The organism is Sphingobium sp. VMM (assembly GCF_056790315.1).
Window position 1 is genome coordinate 122192 of the sequence record NZ_JBXGSI010000007.1, and the last position, 18072, is coordinate 140263.

General features: G+C 66.3%; 14 protein-coding genes. 2 read left to right on the forward strand and 12 right to left on the reverse strand.

Annotated elements, in window-relative coordinates:
• Positions 1-85: 85 nt before the first annotated feature.
• The gene (locus tag ACUCV3_RS10955) at positions 86-1333 is read right to left on the reverse strand and encodes a threonine ammonia-lyase (protein ID WP_004212176.1); all 1248 of its coding nucleotides are present in this window, start codon (positions 1331-1333) and stop codon (positions 86-88) included.
• 97 nt (positions 1334-1430) lie between these two features.
• On the opposite strand from ACUCV3_RS10955, the gene ACUCV3_RS10960 reads away from it, so the two are divergent.
• Positions 1431-2300: an NAD(P)-dependent oxidoreductase gene (locus ACUCV3_RS10960; protein WP_347881916.1), complete on the forward strand. Its 870-nt coding sequence runs from the start codon at positions 1431-1433 to the stop codon at positions 2298-2300.
• Positions 2301-2308: 8 nt separating this feature from the next.
• Positions 2309-3997, forward strand: a complete 1689-nt coding sequence (locus ACUCV3_RS10965; protein ID WP_279729976.1) for an amidohydrolase — start codon at positions 2309-2311, stop codon at positions 3995-3997.
• Between the two features lie 19 nt (positions 3998-4016).
• Here ACUCV3_RS10965 and ACUCV3_RS10970 read toward each other — a convergent pair whose 3' ends face one another.
• The 11 genes from ACUCV3_RS10970 to ACUCV3_RS11020 form a co-directional block, all read right to left on the reverse strand.
• Positions 4017-5759, reverse strand: a complete 1743-nt coding sequence (locus tag ACUCV3_RS10970) for an MFS transporter (protein ID WP_279729962.1) — start codon at positions 5757-5759, stop codon at positions 4017-4019.
• On the reverse strand, positions 5759-6505 hold the full coding sequence (locus tag ACUCV3_RS10975) for an FkbM family methyltransferase (protein WP_482240620.1): 747 nt from the start codon (positions 6503-6505) through the stop codon (positions 5759-5761). Before ACUCV3_RS10975 ends, ACUCV3_RS10970 begins: the two co-directional genes overlap by 1 nt.
• Positions 6502-7641, reverse strand: a complete 1140-nt coding sequence (locus tag ACUCV3_RS10980; protein WP_279729966.1) for a glycosyltransferase family 4 protein — start codon at positions 7639-7641, stop codon at positions 6502-6504. The genes ACUCV3_RS10975 and ACUCV3_RS10980 overlap by 4 nt, the downstream gene beginning before the upstream one ends.
• On the reverse strand, positions 7638-8921 hold the full coding sequence (locus ACUCV3_RS10985; RefSeq protein WP_279729978.1) for a hypothetical protein: 1284 nt from the start codon (positions 8919-8921) through the stop codon (positions 7638-7640). The genes ACUCV3_RS10980 and ACUCV3_RS10985 overlap by 4 nt, the downstream gene beginning before the upstream one ends.
• A 14-nt stretch (positions 8922-8935) precedes the next feature.
• Entirely contained in the window at positions 8936-9688 is a 753-nt protein-coding gene (locus ACUCV3_RS10990; RefSeq protein ID WP_279729968.1) for a class I SAM-dependent methyltransferase, read from the reverse strand.
• Positions 9689-9764: 76 nt separating this feature from the next.
• Entirely contained in the window at positions 9765-10898 is a 1134-nt protein-coding gene (locus ACUCV3_RS10995; RefSeq protein WP_482240621.1) for a glycosyltransferase family 2 protein, read from the reverse strand.
• Positions 10899-10900: 2 nt separating this feature from the next.
• A complete protein-coding gene (locus tag ACUCV3_RS11000) occupies positions 10901-12271 on the reverse strand; it encodes a sugar transferase (protein ID WP_122928101.1) in 1371 nt (456 codons plus the stop codon).
• A 43-nt stretch (positions 12272-12314) separates the two neighbouring features.
• Positions 12315-14210 (reverse strand): XrtA/PEP-CTERM system amidotransferase, encoded by a 1896-nt coding sequence (locus tag ACUCV3_RS11005; RefSeq protein ID WP_279729970.1) that lies wholly within the window; start codon positions 14208-14210, stop codon positions 12315-12317.
• Positions 14211-14220: 10 nt separating this feature from the next.
• On the reverse strand, positions 14221-15756 hold the full coding sequence (gene xrtA, locus ACUCV3_RS11010) for an exosortase A (protein ID WP_482240622.1): 1536 nt from the start codon (positions 15754-15756) through the stop codon (positions 14221-14223).
• Positions 15753-16982, reverse strand: a complete 1230-nt coding sequence (locus ACUCV3_RS11015; RefSeq protein WP_279776241.1) for a TIGR03087 family PEP-CTERM/XrtA system glycosyltransferase — start codon at positions 16980-16982, stop codon at positions 15753-15755. Before ACUCV3_RS11015 ends, xrtA begins: the two co-directional genes overlap by 4 nt.
• Positions 16979-18052 (reverse strand): FemAB family XrtA/PEP-CTERM system-associated protein, encoded by a 1074-nt coding sequence (locus tag ACUCV3_RS11020; protein WP_279731745.1) that lies wholly within the window; start codon positions 18050-18052, stop codon positions 16979-16981. Before ACUCV3_RS11020 ends, ACUCV3_RS11015 begins: the two co-directional genes overlap by 4 nt.
• Positions 18053-18072 lie beyond the last annotated feature (20 nt).

Here is an 18072-nt window from a genome sequence, read left to right on the forward strand (position 1 = left end):
CATGGTCGGACTATGCCGTCCCGGCCCAACCATGAAAAGGTCATTTACCACGAAATTTTTACCGATGGTTAAGCATGTCCCAAAATCAGGCAACCTCGATCGGCGCGACCTCATAACCGGCCGCGCCCAGCGCCGTGATCAGCCGCTGGAGATGGGCGCCATCGCGGGTTTCGCACTCGACGTCGAGGCTGAGCCCCTTGGCCGGCAGATTGGTGAAGATGCGCTGGTGCGACAGTTCCAGGATGTTGACCGCTTCCTGATCGAAGATGCGGGCGACATGGAACAGCGCGCCGGGCCGATCCTGCAGGATGATGCGCAGGCGGGCGAGACGGCCCGAACGGGCGAGATCGCGCAGCAGCACATTGGCGAGCAGGCGGGTGTCGATATTGCCGCCGGTCAGGATCAGGCCGACATTGCGACCGGCAAACTGCTCGCGATAGCTGAGCAGCGCGGCCAGGCCGGCCGCGCCGGCGCCCTCCACCACCGTCTTCTCGATCTGGAGAAGCAGGCTGACGGCCTCCTCCAGCCGGCGTTCGGTGACCAGCAGCACATCGTCGGCGAGACGCTCGACGAAGCGGCGGGTGAGTTCGCCCGGCTGCTTCACCGCAATACCCTCGGCCAGCGTATCGCCGTCGCAGGCCAGGTCCGCGCCCTTGATGAAGTCATACATCGACGGATACAGCTCCGCCTGGACGCCGATCAGGCGGATGTCGGGCTTCATCGCGCGCGCCGCGGTGGCAATGCCCGAAAAGAGGCCGCCGCCGCCGATCGGTATGATCAGCGTGTCGATCTGCGGCGCATCCTCCAGCATTTCCAGACCGACCGTGCCCTGGCCGGCGATGATGTCGGGCTCGTCGAACGGATGGATGAAGGTCAGGCCCTGCTCCACCTCCAGCTTGCGGGCATGGGCATAGGCGTCGTCGAACTTCTCGCCATATTGGACGACGGTGGCGCCATGGCCCTGGGTCTGGGTGACCTTCACGATCGGCGTGGTGGTGGGCATGACGATGGTGACGGGCACGCCAAGGCGCTTGCCGTGATAGGCAAGGCCCTGCGCATGGTTGCCGGCCGAGGCGCCGATCACGCCCTTGGCCTTGGCCGCTTCATCAAGTTGCAGCAGACGATTGAGCGCGCCGCGTTCCTTGTAGGCGGCGGTGAACTGGAGATTTTCGAACTTCAGATAGACGTTGCAGCCAAGCATTTGCGAGAAGGTCTGGCTAATGAGCGTCGGCGTCTTGACGATCGACCCGGAAATGCGTGTCCGGGCCGCAAGGATGTCATCGACGGTGACGGGCAGCGGCAGGGCGCCCTCTATCTTGCTCAGCGTGTTCATGGCGCAGCGCCCTAACGCAAAATTGCCGGTGAAGAAACTGGCACTTGCCGAAAACTGGCCCTATGGCTTGGTTGCACGCACGAAATGTACGAGGCTTATGGCTAATATCGCGTTTATCGGCCTGGGGGTCATGGGCGGCCCGATCGCGGGGCATCTGGCCAAGGCGGGGCATCATCTGACCGTCTACAATCGATCGATCGGCAAGGCCAAAAGCTGGGCCGAGGCCTATGGCGGCGAGGTCGCGATCAGCCCGGCCAAGGCCGCCGAGGAGGCGGACATCGTCATCAGTTGCGTCGGCACCGACGATGACCTGAGCCAGATCACGCTGGGGCGCGAAGGCGCGTTCCGCACGATGAAGCCAGGCGGCCTGTTCATCGACCATACGACCGTTTCGGCGCGGATCGCGCGGCAATTGTTCGTCGAGGGCGAGAGCCTGGGCCTGCACTGCGTCGATGCGCCGGTGTCGGGCGGGCAGGCGGGCGCCGAAAATGGTCGGCTGTCGATCATGTGCGGCGGGTCCGCCCCGGCGGTGGCGGCCGCGACGATCGTGATGCAGGCCTATGCCGCGCGCATCGTCCATGTCGGCAAGGCGGGCGCGGGCCAGACGACGAAGATGGTGAACCAGATCTGCATCGGCGGCGTTCTGCAGGGCCTGGCCGAAGCGATGCGCTTTGCCCAGGCGGCGGAACTGGACCTGGACAAGGTGTTCGAGGCGATTTCGGGGGGCGCAGCGCAAAGCTGGCAGATGGACAATAGATGGAAGACGATGGCGCAGGACAGTTTCGATTTCGGATTTGCGGTGGACTGGATGCGCAAGGATCTGGGGCTGGCGCTGGAGGAAGCGCGGGCCAATGGCGCGACCCTGCCGGTGACGGCGATGGTCGATCAATATTACGCCGACGTGCAGGCGATGGGCGGCAACCGGCAGGACACCAGCGCGCTGGTGCGGCGGATCACCCGCGCATGAGGAAGATGATGCTGGCGGCGATCGCCGCGCTTGCACTGCCCATGCCCGCTTATGCATCGGGCGTGATCGACAATGTGAACGGCATCGCCATCGGACCGGATGGCAAGATCGTCCATTTCGGCGCGCTGATGATCGACGATGAGGGCAAGGTCGAGAAGCTGATCCAGGGCCGCTATCAGGAGCCCGAGTACAAGCCCAAGAAGCCCAAGCGCGGCCAGCCCTGGCCCGAGCGACCGAAAGGCCCGAGCTTCAAGCTGGACGCGGGCGGCAAGACGCTGATCCCCGGCCTGATCGATGCGCATGGCCATGTCATGGGGCTTGGTCTGTCGCTGATCACGCTGGACCTGTCCGACACGAAATCGCTGGCCGAGGCGCAGGCGAAGATCCGCGCCTATGCGCAGGAAAATACCGGCCGCAAATGGATCATCGGCACCGGCTGGAACCAGGAGACATGGGGGCTGGGCCGGTTCCCGACCGCCGCCGAACTGGACGCGGCCGTGGGCGACATTCCGGTCTGGCTGGAGCGGATCGACGGCCATGCGGGCTGGGCCAACAGCGCGGCTATCCGTGCGGCCGGCGTCAGCGCCGCGACCAAGGCGCCGACTGGCGGGCGGATCGAGATGGCGGCGGGCAAGCCGGCGGGCGTCTTCGTCGACAAGGCGATGGACCTGATCCAGAAGGTCGTGCCCGCCCCTGCCCCCAAGGATCGCGACAATGCGCTGGAAAAGGCGCAGCGCGCACTGCTGGCAGTGGGCATCACCGGCATTGCCGACATGGGCACCAGCATCGAGGATTGGCAGGCCTTCCGCCGGTCGGCCGACCGCGGCGCGCTGCGCGTGCGGATCATGTCCTATGCCTATGGCCTCGACAATATGGTGCTGATCGCCGGGCCGGAACCCACGCCCTGGCTGTATGACGATCATCTGCGCATGGGCGGGATCAAGCTGCTGCTGGACGGCGCGCTGGGATCACGCGGTGCCTGGCTGAAGGCGGATTATAGCGATGCGCCGGGCCAGCGCGGGCTGCCGATGATCCCGTCGACCCAGTTGCGCAACATCATGAGCCGCGCGGCGATGGACAATTTCCAGGTCGCGGTCCATGCGATCGGCGACGCCGCCAATGGCGAGATACTCGACGCGATCCAGGAAATGTCGGACACCTATACCGGCGACCGGCGCTGGCGGGTCGAACATGCCCAGATCATCGATCCGGCCGACCTGCCGCGCTTTGCCCGCTATGGCACGATCGCGTCGATGCAGCCGGTGCATGAAACGTCGGACTGGCGCATGGCGACGGCGCGGCTGGGCGAGGCCCGGCTGAAGGGCGCCTATTCATGGAAGGCGATGCTGGACAATAAGGTGCCGCTGGCGTTCGGCTCGGACGTGCCGGTCGAAAGCCCCAATCCCTTCCCCGGCATTGCCGCCGCCATGTCGCGACAGGACGCCAAGGGTGAGCCGGCCGGCGGCTGGATGCCCGAGCAAAGGATCAGCTTCGAGGCGGCGCTGGACGGCTTTACCCGGCAGGCGGCCTTTGCCGGCTTTGCCGAGAAGAAATTCGGCAGTCTGGTGCCGGGGCAGTGGGCGGACTTCCTGCTGATCGACCGCGATATCGAGACGGCCAGCCCGACCGACATTCGCGGCACGCAGGTGCTGGAAACCTGGATCAACGGCAAGCGGGTCTATGTGAAGGGGCAGTAATGCCCCTTCAATCACCAACTTAGAAGGCGTTGTCGGCGGCGTTCATGGCGTCGTCGATCGTCTCGGGCAGCGGCGGCTGGACCGGGCGATCGCAACCGGCCAGCTTCATATGGGCGCGCAGCGTGTCCATGCGCCCCAGGTTCCAGCGCGCCAGCGGCACGCCGAGCGGGCGGAATTCGGCGCGGTCGAAGAGCTCGACCACATAGGTCTTGCACAACTCATCCACCTGGTCGAGCGTCAGCATGCCGAGGTTCATCACCATCGGCTTGCCCGGCACGCCGTTGCGGCCCCGCACCAGATCGGTGACGTAGAGGCCACCGCGCGGATCGACCAGAACGACGTCGGCGCGCGAGGCGTCGATCATCCGGTGGCTGGCGGCATAGGGTTCGACGAAGACATGGGTGCGCCAGACCAGGAAGCCTGCGGTGAGCAGCGTCACCAGGAAGCCGATGAAGATCGGCCGCATCGCGCCCTGTGGCCGGAAGCGCGCCCAGCCAAGGCCGCCGAGCAGGCAGAAGGGGCCGATGAAGCCATGGGCATAGCGGAAGCCCCAGCCATAGCCCTGGGCCAGCGCCAGCAGGCACCCGGCAAGGCAGCCCAGCGCCAGCGGCAGGGCGATCTCGCGCCCGCGGATCGCATCTCGCCAGCGCATCGCCAGCACGCCCAGGCCCGCGAGCGGGACCATCAATATATTGTTCCAGGCGGCATAGCGGCTGAGATTGACCAGCGGCTGCCAGCGATCGCCCAGGCGCTGGAACAGGCTGCCCACCTTGTCGGCGACGCCGGCGGACGGGCGCACGTCGGTCGGCGCGCCCAGCGCGTGAAGCAGGAAACCGGGCCAGATCTTGGCCCAGACGATGACGATCGCGACCAAGGTCAGCGCGTGGAAGGCGGCCACGGTCCAGCGCCGCGCCAGCAGCATCCAGAGAATGAAGGGGGCGATGAAGATGGGCGGAAAATGCCATTGATGCAGGCCCGCCGCGATCAGCGCGACCACGCCGGCCGACAGATGCCCCGCTATGCCGCCGCGCAGCACCAGCGCCAGCCAGACCATGTTCAATGCGAAATGGCCGGTCATGGCATAGGGGGTCATCGCCGTGACCCAGAGCTGGGCCGAGGAAAGGCCGAGCAACATCGTTACCCAGACGGCATCGGGCCGGTCAGGGAAGAGATGCAGCGCCACCCGCCATAGCGAGAAGAGGCCGAGCACCAGCAAGACCGGGCCGGCGAGATTGGGGTCGCCCATTTGCCAGAACAGGGCCTGGATCGCGCTGTTCACCGGCAGATAGGCAGCGGTCCAGTAATCGGCGGCGCCGAAGGGCGAGAAGAATTCGGGCATGATCGCCCGGCGATAAGGTTCCCATTCGACCGGGATCGGCCGGGCGAACAGGCCTTCGCGCATATAGGCCGCGGCAAAGCGCGCGACCTCTTCATCGCGGGAGACCGAATAATCCTGGAACAGGGCATAATGGCCGGCCCAGGCGGCAAGGCCGAGCAGCACGATGATCGGCACGATGATCCGTGCGCGCGGTTGTGGCAGGCGAAAGCCCATCCCCTCCGCAAAGGGCGCGGCCAGCGCCAGCAGGAACAGGCCGATCATCAGCGCCGGAAAATCCTGGTCCAGGAACAGGATGACGGCGAGGCTGACACCCTGACGCCAGGTCACATGCCAGAGGAAGGTCGCACCGAGCCATAGGGCAAGGCCGATCGCCCCGGCAAGGAACAGGCGCCGCGCGCTGACGAAGGGCATTCCCTTCGGCATCAGCTGTCCAGCAGCGCCTTGTTGACGAAGATGCCGTCCATTTCGACCAGCAGCGGGAAATGGCCCTTATTGTTCGCGAAGAAGGCGGAGGGGACGAAGGCGCGCGCCTCCAGCCAGTCGATCATCGCGCGATAGCCGGTGCCGCCTTCATAGATGGGACGCACGCCCAGTTCGGTCTGGATGCCAGCCATGTCGGCGATGACGCTCCCCGCCCCTTCGCAGACCGACAGGTCATGGCCCTGCGTGTCCATCTTGAGGAAGGGCCGGGCAAAGCCATGCGCGGCGCGCAGTTCGGGCAGCAGGCTGTCGAGCCGGCGGCACTGCATCTCGACCGTCCTGGTCACCTTATTGCGATCGGCGAAGATCGCGTCCTGTGCGCCCGACGGCGCCTTCAGCGAACTGAACTGGTCGGCGGCCATGATGTTGAAGCTGGCGGTGCCGTCGAAATCGGACAGGGCCATGTTGAAGACATGCCATTTGCGGTCGGACGCGGCGGCCTTGCTCAGTTCGGCAAAGACATCCGGGTTCGGCTCGAAGGAGAGGATGGTGCCGGCAAAGCCCGCATCCGTGCGTGCCATGGTCGCATATTGGCCACGATTGGCGCCGACGTCGAACAGGCAGTCGATGGCGAAGGCGGACAGGAAGCGCTTGAGCGCCTGGATCTCGGGATATTGGTGGACGCGGCCGGCCAGCGCCAGGCGCAGGGCCAATGCACGGTCGGACAGTTCGCGGACATAGCGGCTCATGCGCGCAGCACCTGGCGGTAAATATCCATCGTCGCCAAGGCCATGTCCTTCCAATTGCCCATAATATCTCCATAGGCGCGCGCCCGCGCACCCGCTGCCTGCCTGATGGCCGCGCTTTCGATCAGCGGCAAGAGGGCTTGGGCGAGCGCCGCCGCATTTCCGGCCGCAACCCGCGTGGTGACGTCGTCCGGCAGAGTGCCGAACATGCCGGCGTCCGACGTCACCATCGCCTTGCCATGGCGCAGCGCCGACAGGAAAGCGCCGCTCGAATCGATATGGCGATAGGGGAAGACCATCAGGTCAGCCTTCGCCATATGCGCATCGAGCCGGGGTTCGGTGAGGAAGCCGAAATCGGTGATGAGGCGGTCGCCGAAGCCGGCAGCATGGACCGGATCGAGGATCGGCGCGACATCCATGAAGGGCTTGCCGGCCAGCACCAGCTCAAAATGGTGGCCTGCGCGCCAGAGCGACAAGCAGGCCTCCACCAGCAGGTCGACGCCCTTGTATGGGCGGATCGTGCCGAAGAAGAGGATGCGGGGCGCGGCAGGTTCGGAGATGACGGCGAGGTCCGCCGGGGTGGCGGGCGCGAGCCGCATCGGCGGGTGCGGCGTCACATGGATGCGCGCGCGATCGACGCCCTGCCCGACCAGCGCCGCGCGCGTCGTGTCGCCATGAACGATCAGCGCATCGAAACGATCGAGCAGCGCGCGATAGCCGCGCCCCTGCAGGCCGCTGTCGGCATGATAGGCATCGGCATTATGGACAGTGTGGACGAGCGCGGTGCGGCCCTTGAGCCGATCGAGCATCAGCCGGTCGGCTGGCGCCAGCGGCAGCCACTGGAGATGGGTGACGTCCGCGCCGGTCATCGCATCGAGATTGCCGAGCGCGCAGGTCAGGCCATATTCGGCCGCCTTGGCGAGGCGGAAGGCGCGCCCCTCCCCCAGCCGATCGCGCAGGGCCTCGCTGCGGCGGAAGAAGCGCGGCGCGTAGCTATAGCCCTGCGGCACGATCGCATCGGTGGCGCGCATCGGCCGGCCGAGCAGGGTCACATCCGCCCCCGCCTGCGCCAAGCCGGCGCACAGCCCGTCATCATAGCGCCCGGTGAAGAGCGACGGATCGAGCATGGCGATCTTCATGCGCGCACCAGCCCGCGCAGCGAGACGAGATGCAGGCCAGCCGCCAGCATCAGGGTCAGGGCATAGAGGCCGAGGAAGCCGAGATCGAAGCGGTCGGGCCAGAACGCACCGGCGAGCGGTACACTGAGCAGCGAACCGGCGAGAAAGGGCAGCGAACGCTGGAGCAGATGAGCGAAGCGGCCGAGCGCGGCCTGGACATAGACCGAAACGCAGATGACCGAGAGCGCGACCAGCGCCAGCGCGGTGAGACCAAGGTCGGCCTGGTCGATCGCGGCGCGGCCGTCGAACAGCTTGTCGAACAGCCATCCGCCGATCAGCATCAGCAACGCCGAGCCGGCGAGCGCGAAGAACAGCGCAGCGCCGAGCGCACGGGTCAGGAGCTGGCGCACCCGCGCGCTTTCGCCGGCATGATAGGCGCGGGTGATGCGCGGCAGGGCCGCCTCCACCATGGCGCGCACCAGCATCGAGAGCGAGCGCGACATCTTGAAGAAGAAGTCGAACAGCAGCATCGGCCGGGCATCGCTGGTCGCCATGGCGATGGTGAAATAGGGCGCGTTATAGGCGACGATGTCCGACACGGTGAAGGCCGCCGACGCGCCGATATCGCGCAGATAATGGCGGCGCACATGCCCACCACCAACGCGGAAGGCGAACCAGTGGCTGCGGCGCATATTGAGGCGGCGGTGGACATGGACGATGGCGTAGCCGATCACCAGAACGCTGATCGCCAGTTGCAGCGCGACCGACAGGCGCGGATCGAGCCCGAACAGGATCGCCGCCAGCAGGCCGATCGTCACCAGGCGGCGGGCGCAATCGAGCCCTTCCCACAGGAAATTGCCGTCGATCGCCGCAAGCGCCCGCTTGGCGAGCAAAGCCGGCAGGTTGAGGCAGGCGGTGAGGAAGAAGAGCAGGAACAGCATCGGCATCGCCGTATGCAGCCCGCCCAGCGCCAGCGCGCCGAGCAGGATGACGACCGCGCCGGCGATCAGCAGCCCGAGGAAGAGGAAGAGGACACCCATTTCCTCCAGCCGGAAGCCGCCATCGGCCGCCGCCTCATCGCTGCCCAGCCAGAAGCGGCGCAGGCGCGCATAGATGATGCTGGTGAGGCCGAATTCCGCCGAGATGGTGAAATTGCCGAAGGCGACCAGCAGCAGGAAGGCCTGAAACTCCGCCAGCGGCAGCACCCGCACGAAGACGAAGGTGACGGCGAAGCCCCAAATCATCACCAGCCCGACATTGGCGAGCTTGACCAGCGCGAGGATGCGGGCGGATGCCTCCATCCGCGCGAGCATGCTCACTGCGTCGCAGTTCCCAGCGGCTTGCGCGCGCGGAACAGCCGATCATCGAGCGCATAGAAATGGCGCGTGTCGGCGTCGATGTCGCGCGCGTCGATTTCCTCCAGCTCGAAGCCGGCGGCGCGGATGCGATCGGCAAAGTCGAGGCCATATTGGCGGACATGGTCCCACTGGCCAAAGCGCCGTTCCCGCTCGCGCGGGGGGATCTCGAAGCTGCCATCCTCGGTCGGCTTGTCCCACAGCGGCACGATCAGCCAGGCCTCGCCGCCGGGCTTGAGCGCGCGCAGGATATTGCGCAGCACGGCCATGTCGTCGGGCACATGCTCCATCACATGGCTGGCATAGAAGAGGTCGTATCGATCGCTGTCGGACAGCGCCATCAGGTCGACCTTGTGCATGCCGGGCACGGTATAGCGCGCGGGATCGAGATCGGCCGGGACATAGTCGGCCGCCTGCGAGAAACGCTTGACCAGACTGCCCTCATTGGGCGCCATGTGCAGGATCGCGCCGTCGGTCGGCACGGTCAGCACGCCCTTCATGATGAGATAGTTCATCAGCCGCTCGCGCGGCGACGCGTTGCAATTGGGGCAGCCCCATTCGCCATTGTCGCCATAGCGGAAGAAGCCGACGACCGTCATGCCGCAGGCCGGGCAGCCGCGATTGGCGGAAGCGCCCAGTGCCTTGCGCAGGTCGAGACCCAATTTGGTCAGATGCTTGCCGGCGGCCTTGGCCACCCGCTGGACAGTAATCACGCCATTCTCCGCTCGGTATCAGCTTCCGGCCTATACAATATGGCGCGGCTTTGGCGAGGGGGATCAGCGCGAAAGATTATCGCGACTGGGCCGGATTCCAGATCGTGACGGTGCGGCCGCGCATGGCCTTGACCACGCCCTTCAGGGTTGCGGCATAGGCAATCAATATATCCATCAGTGTTGCCAGATGGCCGCTGCGGGCCCGTCCGCCGATGCGGAAAAGGGCCGTCACAGCGATCACCCCCAGCATGGCGAGCGGGATCGACAAGCGCAACGCCAGCACCAGCGCAGCGAGCGCGCCGATCAGGATGAACAGGCCGCCGAACCAACGGACGATCTTGCGCGAGGCATATTTGAACCGGTCGATCGCCGCCATGCGGCGCAGTTGCGGGCGCAAATGGCTGTGCGTGTGCCAGGCGCGGGCAGCGATCCGCACCTTGCGCCGATACTCGTCCCCGCGCCCGGTCACCAGCCGCTCGCGCGCGATCACATCCTTCGCCTTCACCAGCCGCTTGCCGGCAAAGACCACCGCCATGGAGACGGTGAGGTCGTCGAGCACGCTATCGGGAAATTCCGGATAGAGGGAGCGACGGATCGAGAAGATCGAACCGTCGGCGCCCAGCACATTGCCGGTGCGCGACTCCTCATCCTTCAGCTTCTCCTCGATCCGCCAGTAGAGCGAACCGACGGCCGCAGTCGCGCTGTCCCCCTCCCCCAGATAATGGAGCGATCCGAGCACGCCGCCGATATCGGGATCGGCATAGCGAGCGAGCAGATTGTCGATCGCGTCGGCATCCAGCAGCACATTGGCGTCGGTGAAGATCAGTATGTCGCCGCGCGCACGGGCAGCGAGCAATTTCATGCCATGCGCCTTGCCGCTGCGTCCGGGCCCCTGCAACAGGGTGATAAATCCGCCGCCCCCCTGCGCCGCGATCAACCCGGCGGTGCCGTCAGACGATCCATCATCGAAGGCCAGGATTTCGAGGGTAGGATGCCGATCCTTCAGCATCGCCAGATTGGCGAGTTTGTCCGGCATCGAGGCAGCCTCATTATAGGCGCAGAAAAGCAGCGAGGCGCTGGGCAGCGGGCCATCGGCCGGCGCTTCCGCACGGGTCGGCAACAGGCGCAGGATCAGCGGATAGAAGAAGAAAGGCCAGGCGACCGCGACAAGCGAAAGCAGCAGGACAAGGACAAGCAGAAGGTCGATCATGATCAATAGGCCTTGTGATGCACCAGAACACCCAGCGTCGCGACGATGATGCGCAGGTCGCGCCAGATCGACCAGTCGCTGACATATTCCAGATCCGACTGGAGCCGGTCGATCAGATCCTGATGATGGTCGGTCGCGCCGCGATGGCCGCGCACCTGGGCAAGGCCGGTCATGCCCGGCTTGATGCAGTGCCGTTCCCAATAGCGGGCGTCGACCTCCCAATAGAGGCTGTCGCCCGCCTTGGCGGCGGCGGCATGGGGGCGCGGGCCGACGACGCTCATGTCGCCGTTCAGCACGTTGAAGAGCTGGGGCAGTTCATCGATGCTGGTCTTGCGCAGGAAGGCGCCGACGCGGGTCACGCGATCATCGTCGCGCTTCGTCAGCGTTGCGGCCTTGTGGTCGCTCGCCTCGGTCCGCATCGAGCGGAACTTGTAGATGGAAAAGGGCCGCCCATCCTTGCCGATGCGCGGCTGGCGGAAGAGGATCGGGCCGGGGCTGGTCAGCTTCACCGCCAGGGCAGCGCCGAACAGGACGGGCGACAGCGCGATGGTGGCGATGGTGGCGACGAGGATGTCGAACAGCCGCTTGATCAGGCGGTCACGGAATTGCAGCGGGCCGCCGGCGACGATGATCGTGGGCTGGCCGTCAAACTCGTCCACCCGCGCAGGCGCGAAGCGCAGCAGTTCGGGGACGACGATCTCGCCCCGCGCCGAGAGCGACTTGAGCGCCGCCGACCAGTCGTCCATCCGTTCGAGCGGACAGGCGACGATCACCCGCTCCGCCATGCCGACGGCAGCGGCCAGGCGTGCGGCCATGTCGGCATCATGGCGTTCGGGATGGAGATTGGCGGCGTCCGCCTGGATCACCTCCATATGGGCGCCGGTCTCGATCGCGACCCCGTCCATGATGACGGCGGTGAGATGCGGCACATCGCCCAGCAGCCGGACGGCGAGGCGCGCGACGGCCAGCCGCACCAGCGCCAGCGTCGCCGCGCCCAACAGCAGGCCGGTGAGGAAGGTCAGACGCGAAAGCTGTTCGGCGATCTTGCCCAGATAGACGATCAGCAGCATCAGCAGCGCCGCCTGCGCCAACGCCAGCAGGGCGCGGAAGATGCCGCGGCGCACGCGATCCAGCGTGTTGATGCCATAGGCACCGCCCTGCACCGCGAGGATCGCATAGAGCGGCGCGACCATCGAGAACATCACCAGGCCATGGGGCTTGCCCGGCTCGCCGAGGAAGGCGCCGACGACCAGCCAGTTGGCGAGCAGGAAGGCGATGAACAGCCCCGCCATGTCGCCGGCCAGGCACAGCGCATAGAGGCGCAGCCGCACAATTTCCTTCGAGACAGTCAATGAGGCGCCCTGCATATTCATTATGCTGTCCCGTTGGCACCGGGCGGGGCCGGTTGCAAGGGGATCACGCGCCGAACAGCCGGCCGAGCGCCTTGTCGAGCATCACCATTTGCCATAGCAGCCGGCCATGGTCGGCCACGCCGGCCTTGTGGTCGGCCGCGACCTTGGCCAGCATCTTCGTGTCGAACCAGCCGGTGCGGGCCAGCGCCGAGCCGCCGGCGACCGCCGTCGCCTCGCCCGCCAGCGCGCCGCGGAACCAGGCGCTGATCGGCGTCACGAAGCCCATTTTCGGGCGGTAGAGGATATCCTGCGGCAGGAAGGGCTCCATCGCCTTCTTCATGAGGTATTTGCCGCTATTGCCGCGAATGCGCTGGGTGACCGGCAGACGCGCGGCAAATTCGACCAGCCGATGGTCGAGCAGCGGTTCGCGCGCCTCCAGGCTGACGGCCATGCTCATCCGGTCGCTCTTGGTCAGGATATCGCCGGGCAGCCAGATGCGGATATCGGCATATTGGGCGCGATCGAGCGGGTCGCGCGCCGGGGCATTGGCCATCGCCTTGATATAGCGATCCTCGGCGCGATAGGCGCCCAGCCGGCTCTTCATGTCCTGGCTGAAGAGACGCTGGCGCAGGGCATGGGGCGTGACCCCGACCGAGGCGGCATAGGCTTCGCCGCCGTCGCCGGCCAGCTCCAGGAAAGTCGATTTGGCGCGTAGCGGGCGCGGCGCCCAGTCAGCCTTGGGATAATAGCGGCCGAGCGTACCGAACAAGGGTTCGCGCACCGAAGCGGGGATCAGGCCACGCAGCCTTTCCCCCTGCATCTGGAAGCGATGGCGGCGATAACCGGCAAACGCCTCGTCCGCGCCGTCGCCGGACAGGGCGACCGTCACCTGTTCGCGCGCCAGTTCGCAGACACGGTAGGTCGGCAGCGCGGAGGCATCGGCAAAGGGTTCGTCGAAATGGAAGGCCAGCGTGTCGGCCAATCCATAATCATCGGGTGATACGATGCGCGTGCGGTGATCAGTGGCGAAGCGCCGCGCGATCCGGTCGGCATAGGCGGTCTCGTCCAGGCTGGCGACGTCGAAGCCGATGGTGCAGGTCTTGACCGCCTGGTTCGAGGCTTCCGCCATCAGCGCGACGACGCTGCTGCTGTCGACGCCGCCGGACAGGAAGGCGCCGAGCGGTACGTCGGACACCATGCGCGAGCGCACCGCCTGACGCATCAGCGCGACCAGTTCCTCTTCCAGCGCCTCGGGCTTGGCCTTGCTGCGATCGGCAAAGCTGATGTCCCAATAACGCTGCGGATGGGGCAGCGGACGGCCGCGCACCAGGCGCAGCGTCTCGCCCGCACCGAGCTTGCGCACGCCCGCGACCATGCAGGCATCGTCGGGGACATAGCCATAGGCCAGATAATCCTCGACCGCGCTCAGGTCTGGCGCGCGGCGGAGCAGCGGATGGGCGAGCAGGCTTTTCAGTTCCGATCCGAAGATCAGGCTACCATCCGACAGCAGGGCATAATGGAGCGGCTTCACCCCCAGCCGGTCGCGCACCAGCCAGAGCGACTGGGCGCGCGCATCGAACAGGGCGAAGGCGAACATGCCGTTGAAGCGGCTGACGCACTCCTCGCCCCATTGGCGATAGCCGTGCAGGATGACTTCGGTATCGCTGTCGGTGCGGAAGACATGGCCCTTTGCCTCCAGTTCGGCGCGGACCTCGGCGAAATTGTATATCTCGCCGTTGAAGGTGACGACCAGGCTTTCATCCTCGGTCAGCATCGGCTGGGCGCCGCCGCCAAGATCGATAATCGACAGGCGCAGATGGCCGAGGCCCACACCCGGCGCGGTCCAGATGCCGCTGCCGTCCGGGCCGCGATGCGGCATCACGTCCAGCATGGCGCGCACCCGCGCAGGATCGACCGGCTTGGCCGTTTCGAGATGGAAGATGCCCGCAATTCCGCACATTGTTACGGTCCTAGCCTATGCCCGCGCTGCGGTCAGCCAATTCCTTCACATTGCCCAGATCGCGCAGGAAAGTAGCAATCGCCGCGTCGGAGGGATGGCCGGGATGCTCTTCGGCGGAAACGAGGATCGCGACCGAGCGCGGATCGCGGCCCAGCAGGCGAGCGAGCATGGTCTGGATCTTCACTTCCGGCTTGCTGCCGGTCGGCGCGCCCTGCCCCACCACATAGAAGCTGACGACATGGCGGACGAGCGGACCCGGCCCGGTGATCTGCTCGCCGCGTGCGTCGGCGGGCGCTGGTGCGGGCGAGGACCAGGTCCATTCCTTGTCGGGATCGACCGCGCCCTGGCCGAAACCGACCAGTTCGCGCTTGTCCTCCTGCCGGTCAAAGGCGGCGACGACGAGGTCCACGACCTGTCCGTGTGCGTTGGTATAGCGGCCAGAGATGAAATGATCGGCGCCATCGAAGCGCGGTTTCCAGGGGTAGGTCTGGGCCGCACTGGTGCGGGTCCAGCCCGGCACCGCCGGCAGATCGATGCGCGATGGCAGCGGCCGGGCAGTGGCCGCGGTGGCCGCCAGCCAGAGCGGCGCGGCAACGATGATGCCGAGTGCGATCGCCGCCATCATGCCGGCCGGCGCCTGCCGCCGGACAAGGCGCTGCAGCGGCGCGGGATCGAACCAGGGATCACCCGGCTTGCGATCGAAGAAGGGCCAGGCTGTCGCCATCACGATGATCATGATGATCGCGAAGAAGACCCAGCCATAGACGACATGGTCGAAACCGACGGCGGCATCGACCGTGGTCAGATGGGCGACCAATATGGTGGCGAAGGCGCGCACGCCATTGGCCAGCACCGACAAGGTGAGCGCCCCGGCCATGAACAGGATGCGGCGCGGCCAGCTCTGGAAGCAGACATTGCAGACCAGCGCACCATAGGCGGTCATGGCGATCAGGAATTTGGCGCCCGAACAGGCCTCCGCCACCTCGAAATAGCCGGTCGGGGTGGTGATGAAGATGCCCTCCATATGGGCGGGCACGCCGGCCAGCGTCAGGAACATCATCGAGAGATGCGCCGTCACCAGCTGGAGATGCGGCACGATCCCCTCGCCGAAGGGGACCATGAAGAAGGCGTAGAAGAGCGGGAAGAGCAAGGCGCGTGCCACCATCGGCCCGAGCAGCGCGATCACCGCGCCCTGGAGCATCAGGACCAGCGCGCCATGGCGGACCATCGCGACGCCCGCAGCTGCGCCGAGTAGCCAGGCGAAGGCGCCAAGGCCCAGCCAGATCAGGCCCGGCGGCCAGGCGACCGGCTCCAGCTGGCGCAAGCCGGGCAGACGCTGCTGCACCAGCCAGGCGATGAGGATCGGAATGAAGAGGCAATGGCCGAAGGTGGAAGCGTTCCACCAGATCGAGACCATCGAATAGAGATCGTCGAAGAAGAGCGTCAGGATGGCAGCCGCGACCACGCCGAGCGCGGTCAGATGACCACGCCAGCCGGCAAGGCCGATGCGCGGCATGTCGGCAAGGGAACGGGCGCGATCGGTCATGCGGCCTGCGGATCGGCCTTGCCCGGCGCGCCGAGCAGCAGGTCGGGCAGACCGCCCAGCGTCGCCGACCAGCGATAGCGATCCTCGACGCGGCGGCGGGCGGCGAGGCCAAGCTGTGTCCCTCGCGCCGGATCCGCGAGCAGCGACAGGATCGTCCGGGCTTCGGCCGCCGGATCGGCCGCGATCAGGAAATCGCGGCCATCGACCGCATCAATGCCTTCGGCAGCCTGAGGCGAAGCAACGACCGGGCGGGCCATCGCCATCGCTTCGAGCACCTTGTTCTGGATTCCGCGCGCGATGCGCAGCGGCGCGACCACCAGATCGGCGGCGGCCAGCCAGCCGCGCACATCGGGCACGCCGCCGGTGACGATGACGCCGGGGAGATCGGCGAGCGCCTGCACGGATTTCGATGGGTTGCGACCAACTATGGCGAAGCGCGCGTCGGGGCGCGCAGCCTGGATAGCGGGCAGCGTCTGGCGCGCGAAACTCTCGACCGCCTCGACATTGGGGCGATAATCCATCTGGCCGGTGAAGACGATCAGCGGCCCTGCCCCCTTATCGACGGCCGGAAAATCGGCCGCCGGGTCGAAATAGTCGAGCGCCACGCCATTTTCGAGCGCGACGATCCGGTCCGGGCCAAGACCACAGGCATCGCGGAACAGCGCCGCTTCGGCTTCGCTGACGAAGCTGCATATGTCGGCGCGGGCCGAAACCTTGCGCTCGAAATCGAGCAGCACGCGGCCCTCGCGCCGATTGATCCAGCCCATCGGGCCAGATCCCTGCGCGCCATAGGCGGCATATTTGGCCGAATCGAAATCGACGAAATCCATCAGGAACCGCACCCCCGCCGGCAGCATGGGCACGAAATGCGCCATCTGCGCCGAATAGGCAATGACGGCGCGGATCGGCCGTTCGGCCATGACCTGGGCGACCCAGCGATGCAGGTCCGGATGATCGAACAGCGACACCAGCAGCGACTGGCCGCGCGCCAGGCCCGAGAGGCCGGCGACGATGCGCGAACGGTCGCGCATCAACACGCACTGGCTGGCCGTCAGTCGCGCCATGTCCGGGGCGAAACCCATGTCGCGATCATCATCGGCAAAGCAGCCGACATGGACCGGTGCCATCTGCGCGAGCCGCTGAAGCAGATGATAGGACCGGATCTTGTCGCCCCGGTCGGGCGGGAACGGGATACGATGGCAGAGGAAAAGAAGCTCGCCCGTCATCCAAGGCCCCGCGCGATATGCGGGCCGATAAGGTTGGCAACGGGCAGCGGCAGCTTCTTCCACAGTTCCACCTTGCGCCGATATTGGGGCGAGAGCGGGTTGACGTCACGCGTCTCCTTGCCCTGCGCGGTGCGCAGATGATAGCCGAGCGGATCGCCCTCGAAACCCCAGGTCTTCTTCCAGGCGGCGGGGCCGGTGCCGACCTTCGACCGGCCGAAGTCGAAATGGGTGAGGCCGCGCTCACGCGCCTGGCGCATCAGGGTGAAATAAAGGACTTCGTTGGAGCGCATCGCCCGCGCCTCCAGCCCGGCGCCGTGCCAATAGGGCATGCAGGCACCGCCATGATAGAGGCTGATGACCGCCGACAGGGGCTTGCCGTCCTTCGATACAATGGCGATGTCCGCATCCGCCCCGAACCGGTCGAGGATCGCATCGAACAACGCGCGCGGGAAGACCGGCGTGCCCAGATTATGGACGCTCTGGCAATAGAGGCGATAATGGATGTCGCGCAGCCGCTGGTCGCGGCCGGTCTCGAACTGGAGGTCGTTGCCGAGGCCCTTGCGGATTTCCGCGCGATGGCGCTTGGGCACGGCCTTCAGTTCCGCCTCGTCATCGGCGGCAAGCGCGCGGGAGAAACCGAGATAAGCGTCTGCCTTGTTATGCCACGAGGCGCCGCCGGGCGCTTCGCCGCCGCGCAGTTCCAGCGTGTCGCAACCCAGCCTTTCCGCCTGATACCAGGCGGCGTCGGCCAGTTTGGCGATCGCCTTGCGATGGGAGGCGAGGATGCCGCCATCGACCGCGAAGCCACTGCCGACCAGCGCCTTGCCGAACAGGGCCGAGCGGATATGGGTGAGCGGCAGCACGCCGTTGATCTCGCCCGAGGGCGTGCGGGCGACCAGCATGATCGCCTTCTGGCCGGTGCCGGCCTCCACACCCATGATCCAGGCCGGTCGATGAAAGGGCGTCGAGCCCGGCTGGGCGCAGACCCAGGCATCGATTTCCGCCACGACAGCCGGATCGGACAGACGCGCCTCTCCGACGATGACGCTCAGATCGACAATCGCATTCATCTGCTCATTCCCTCAGTACC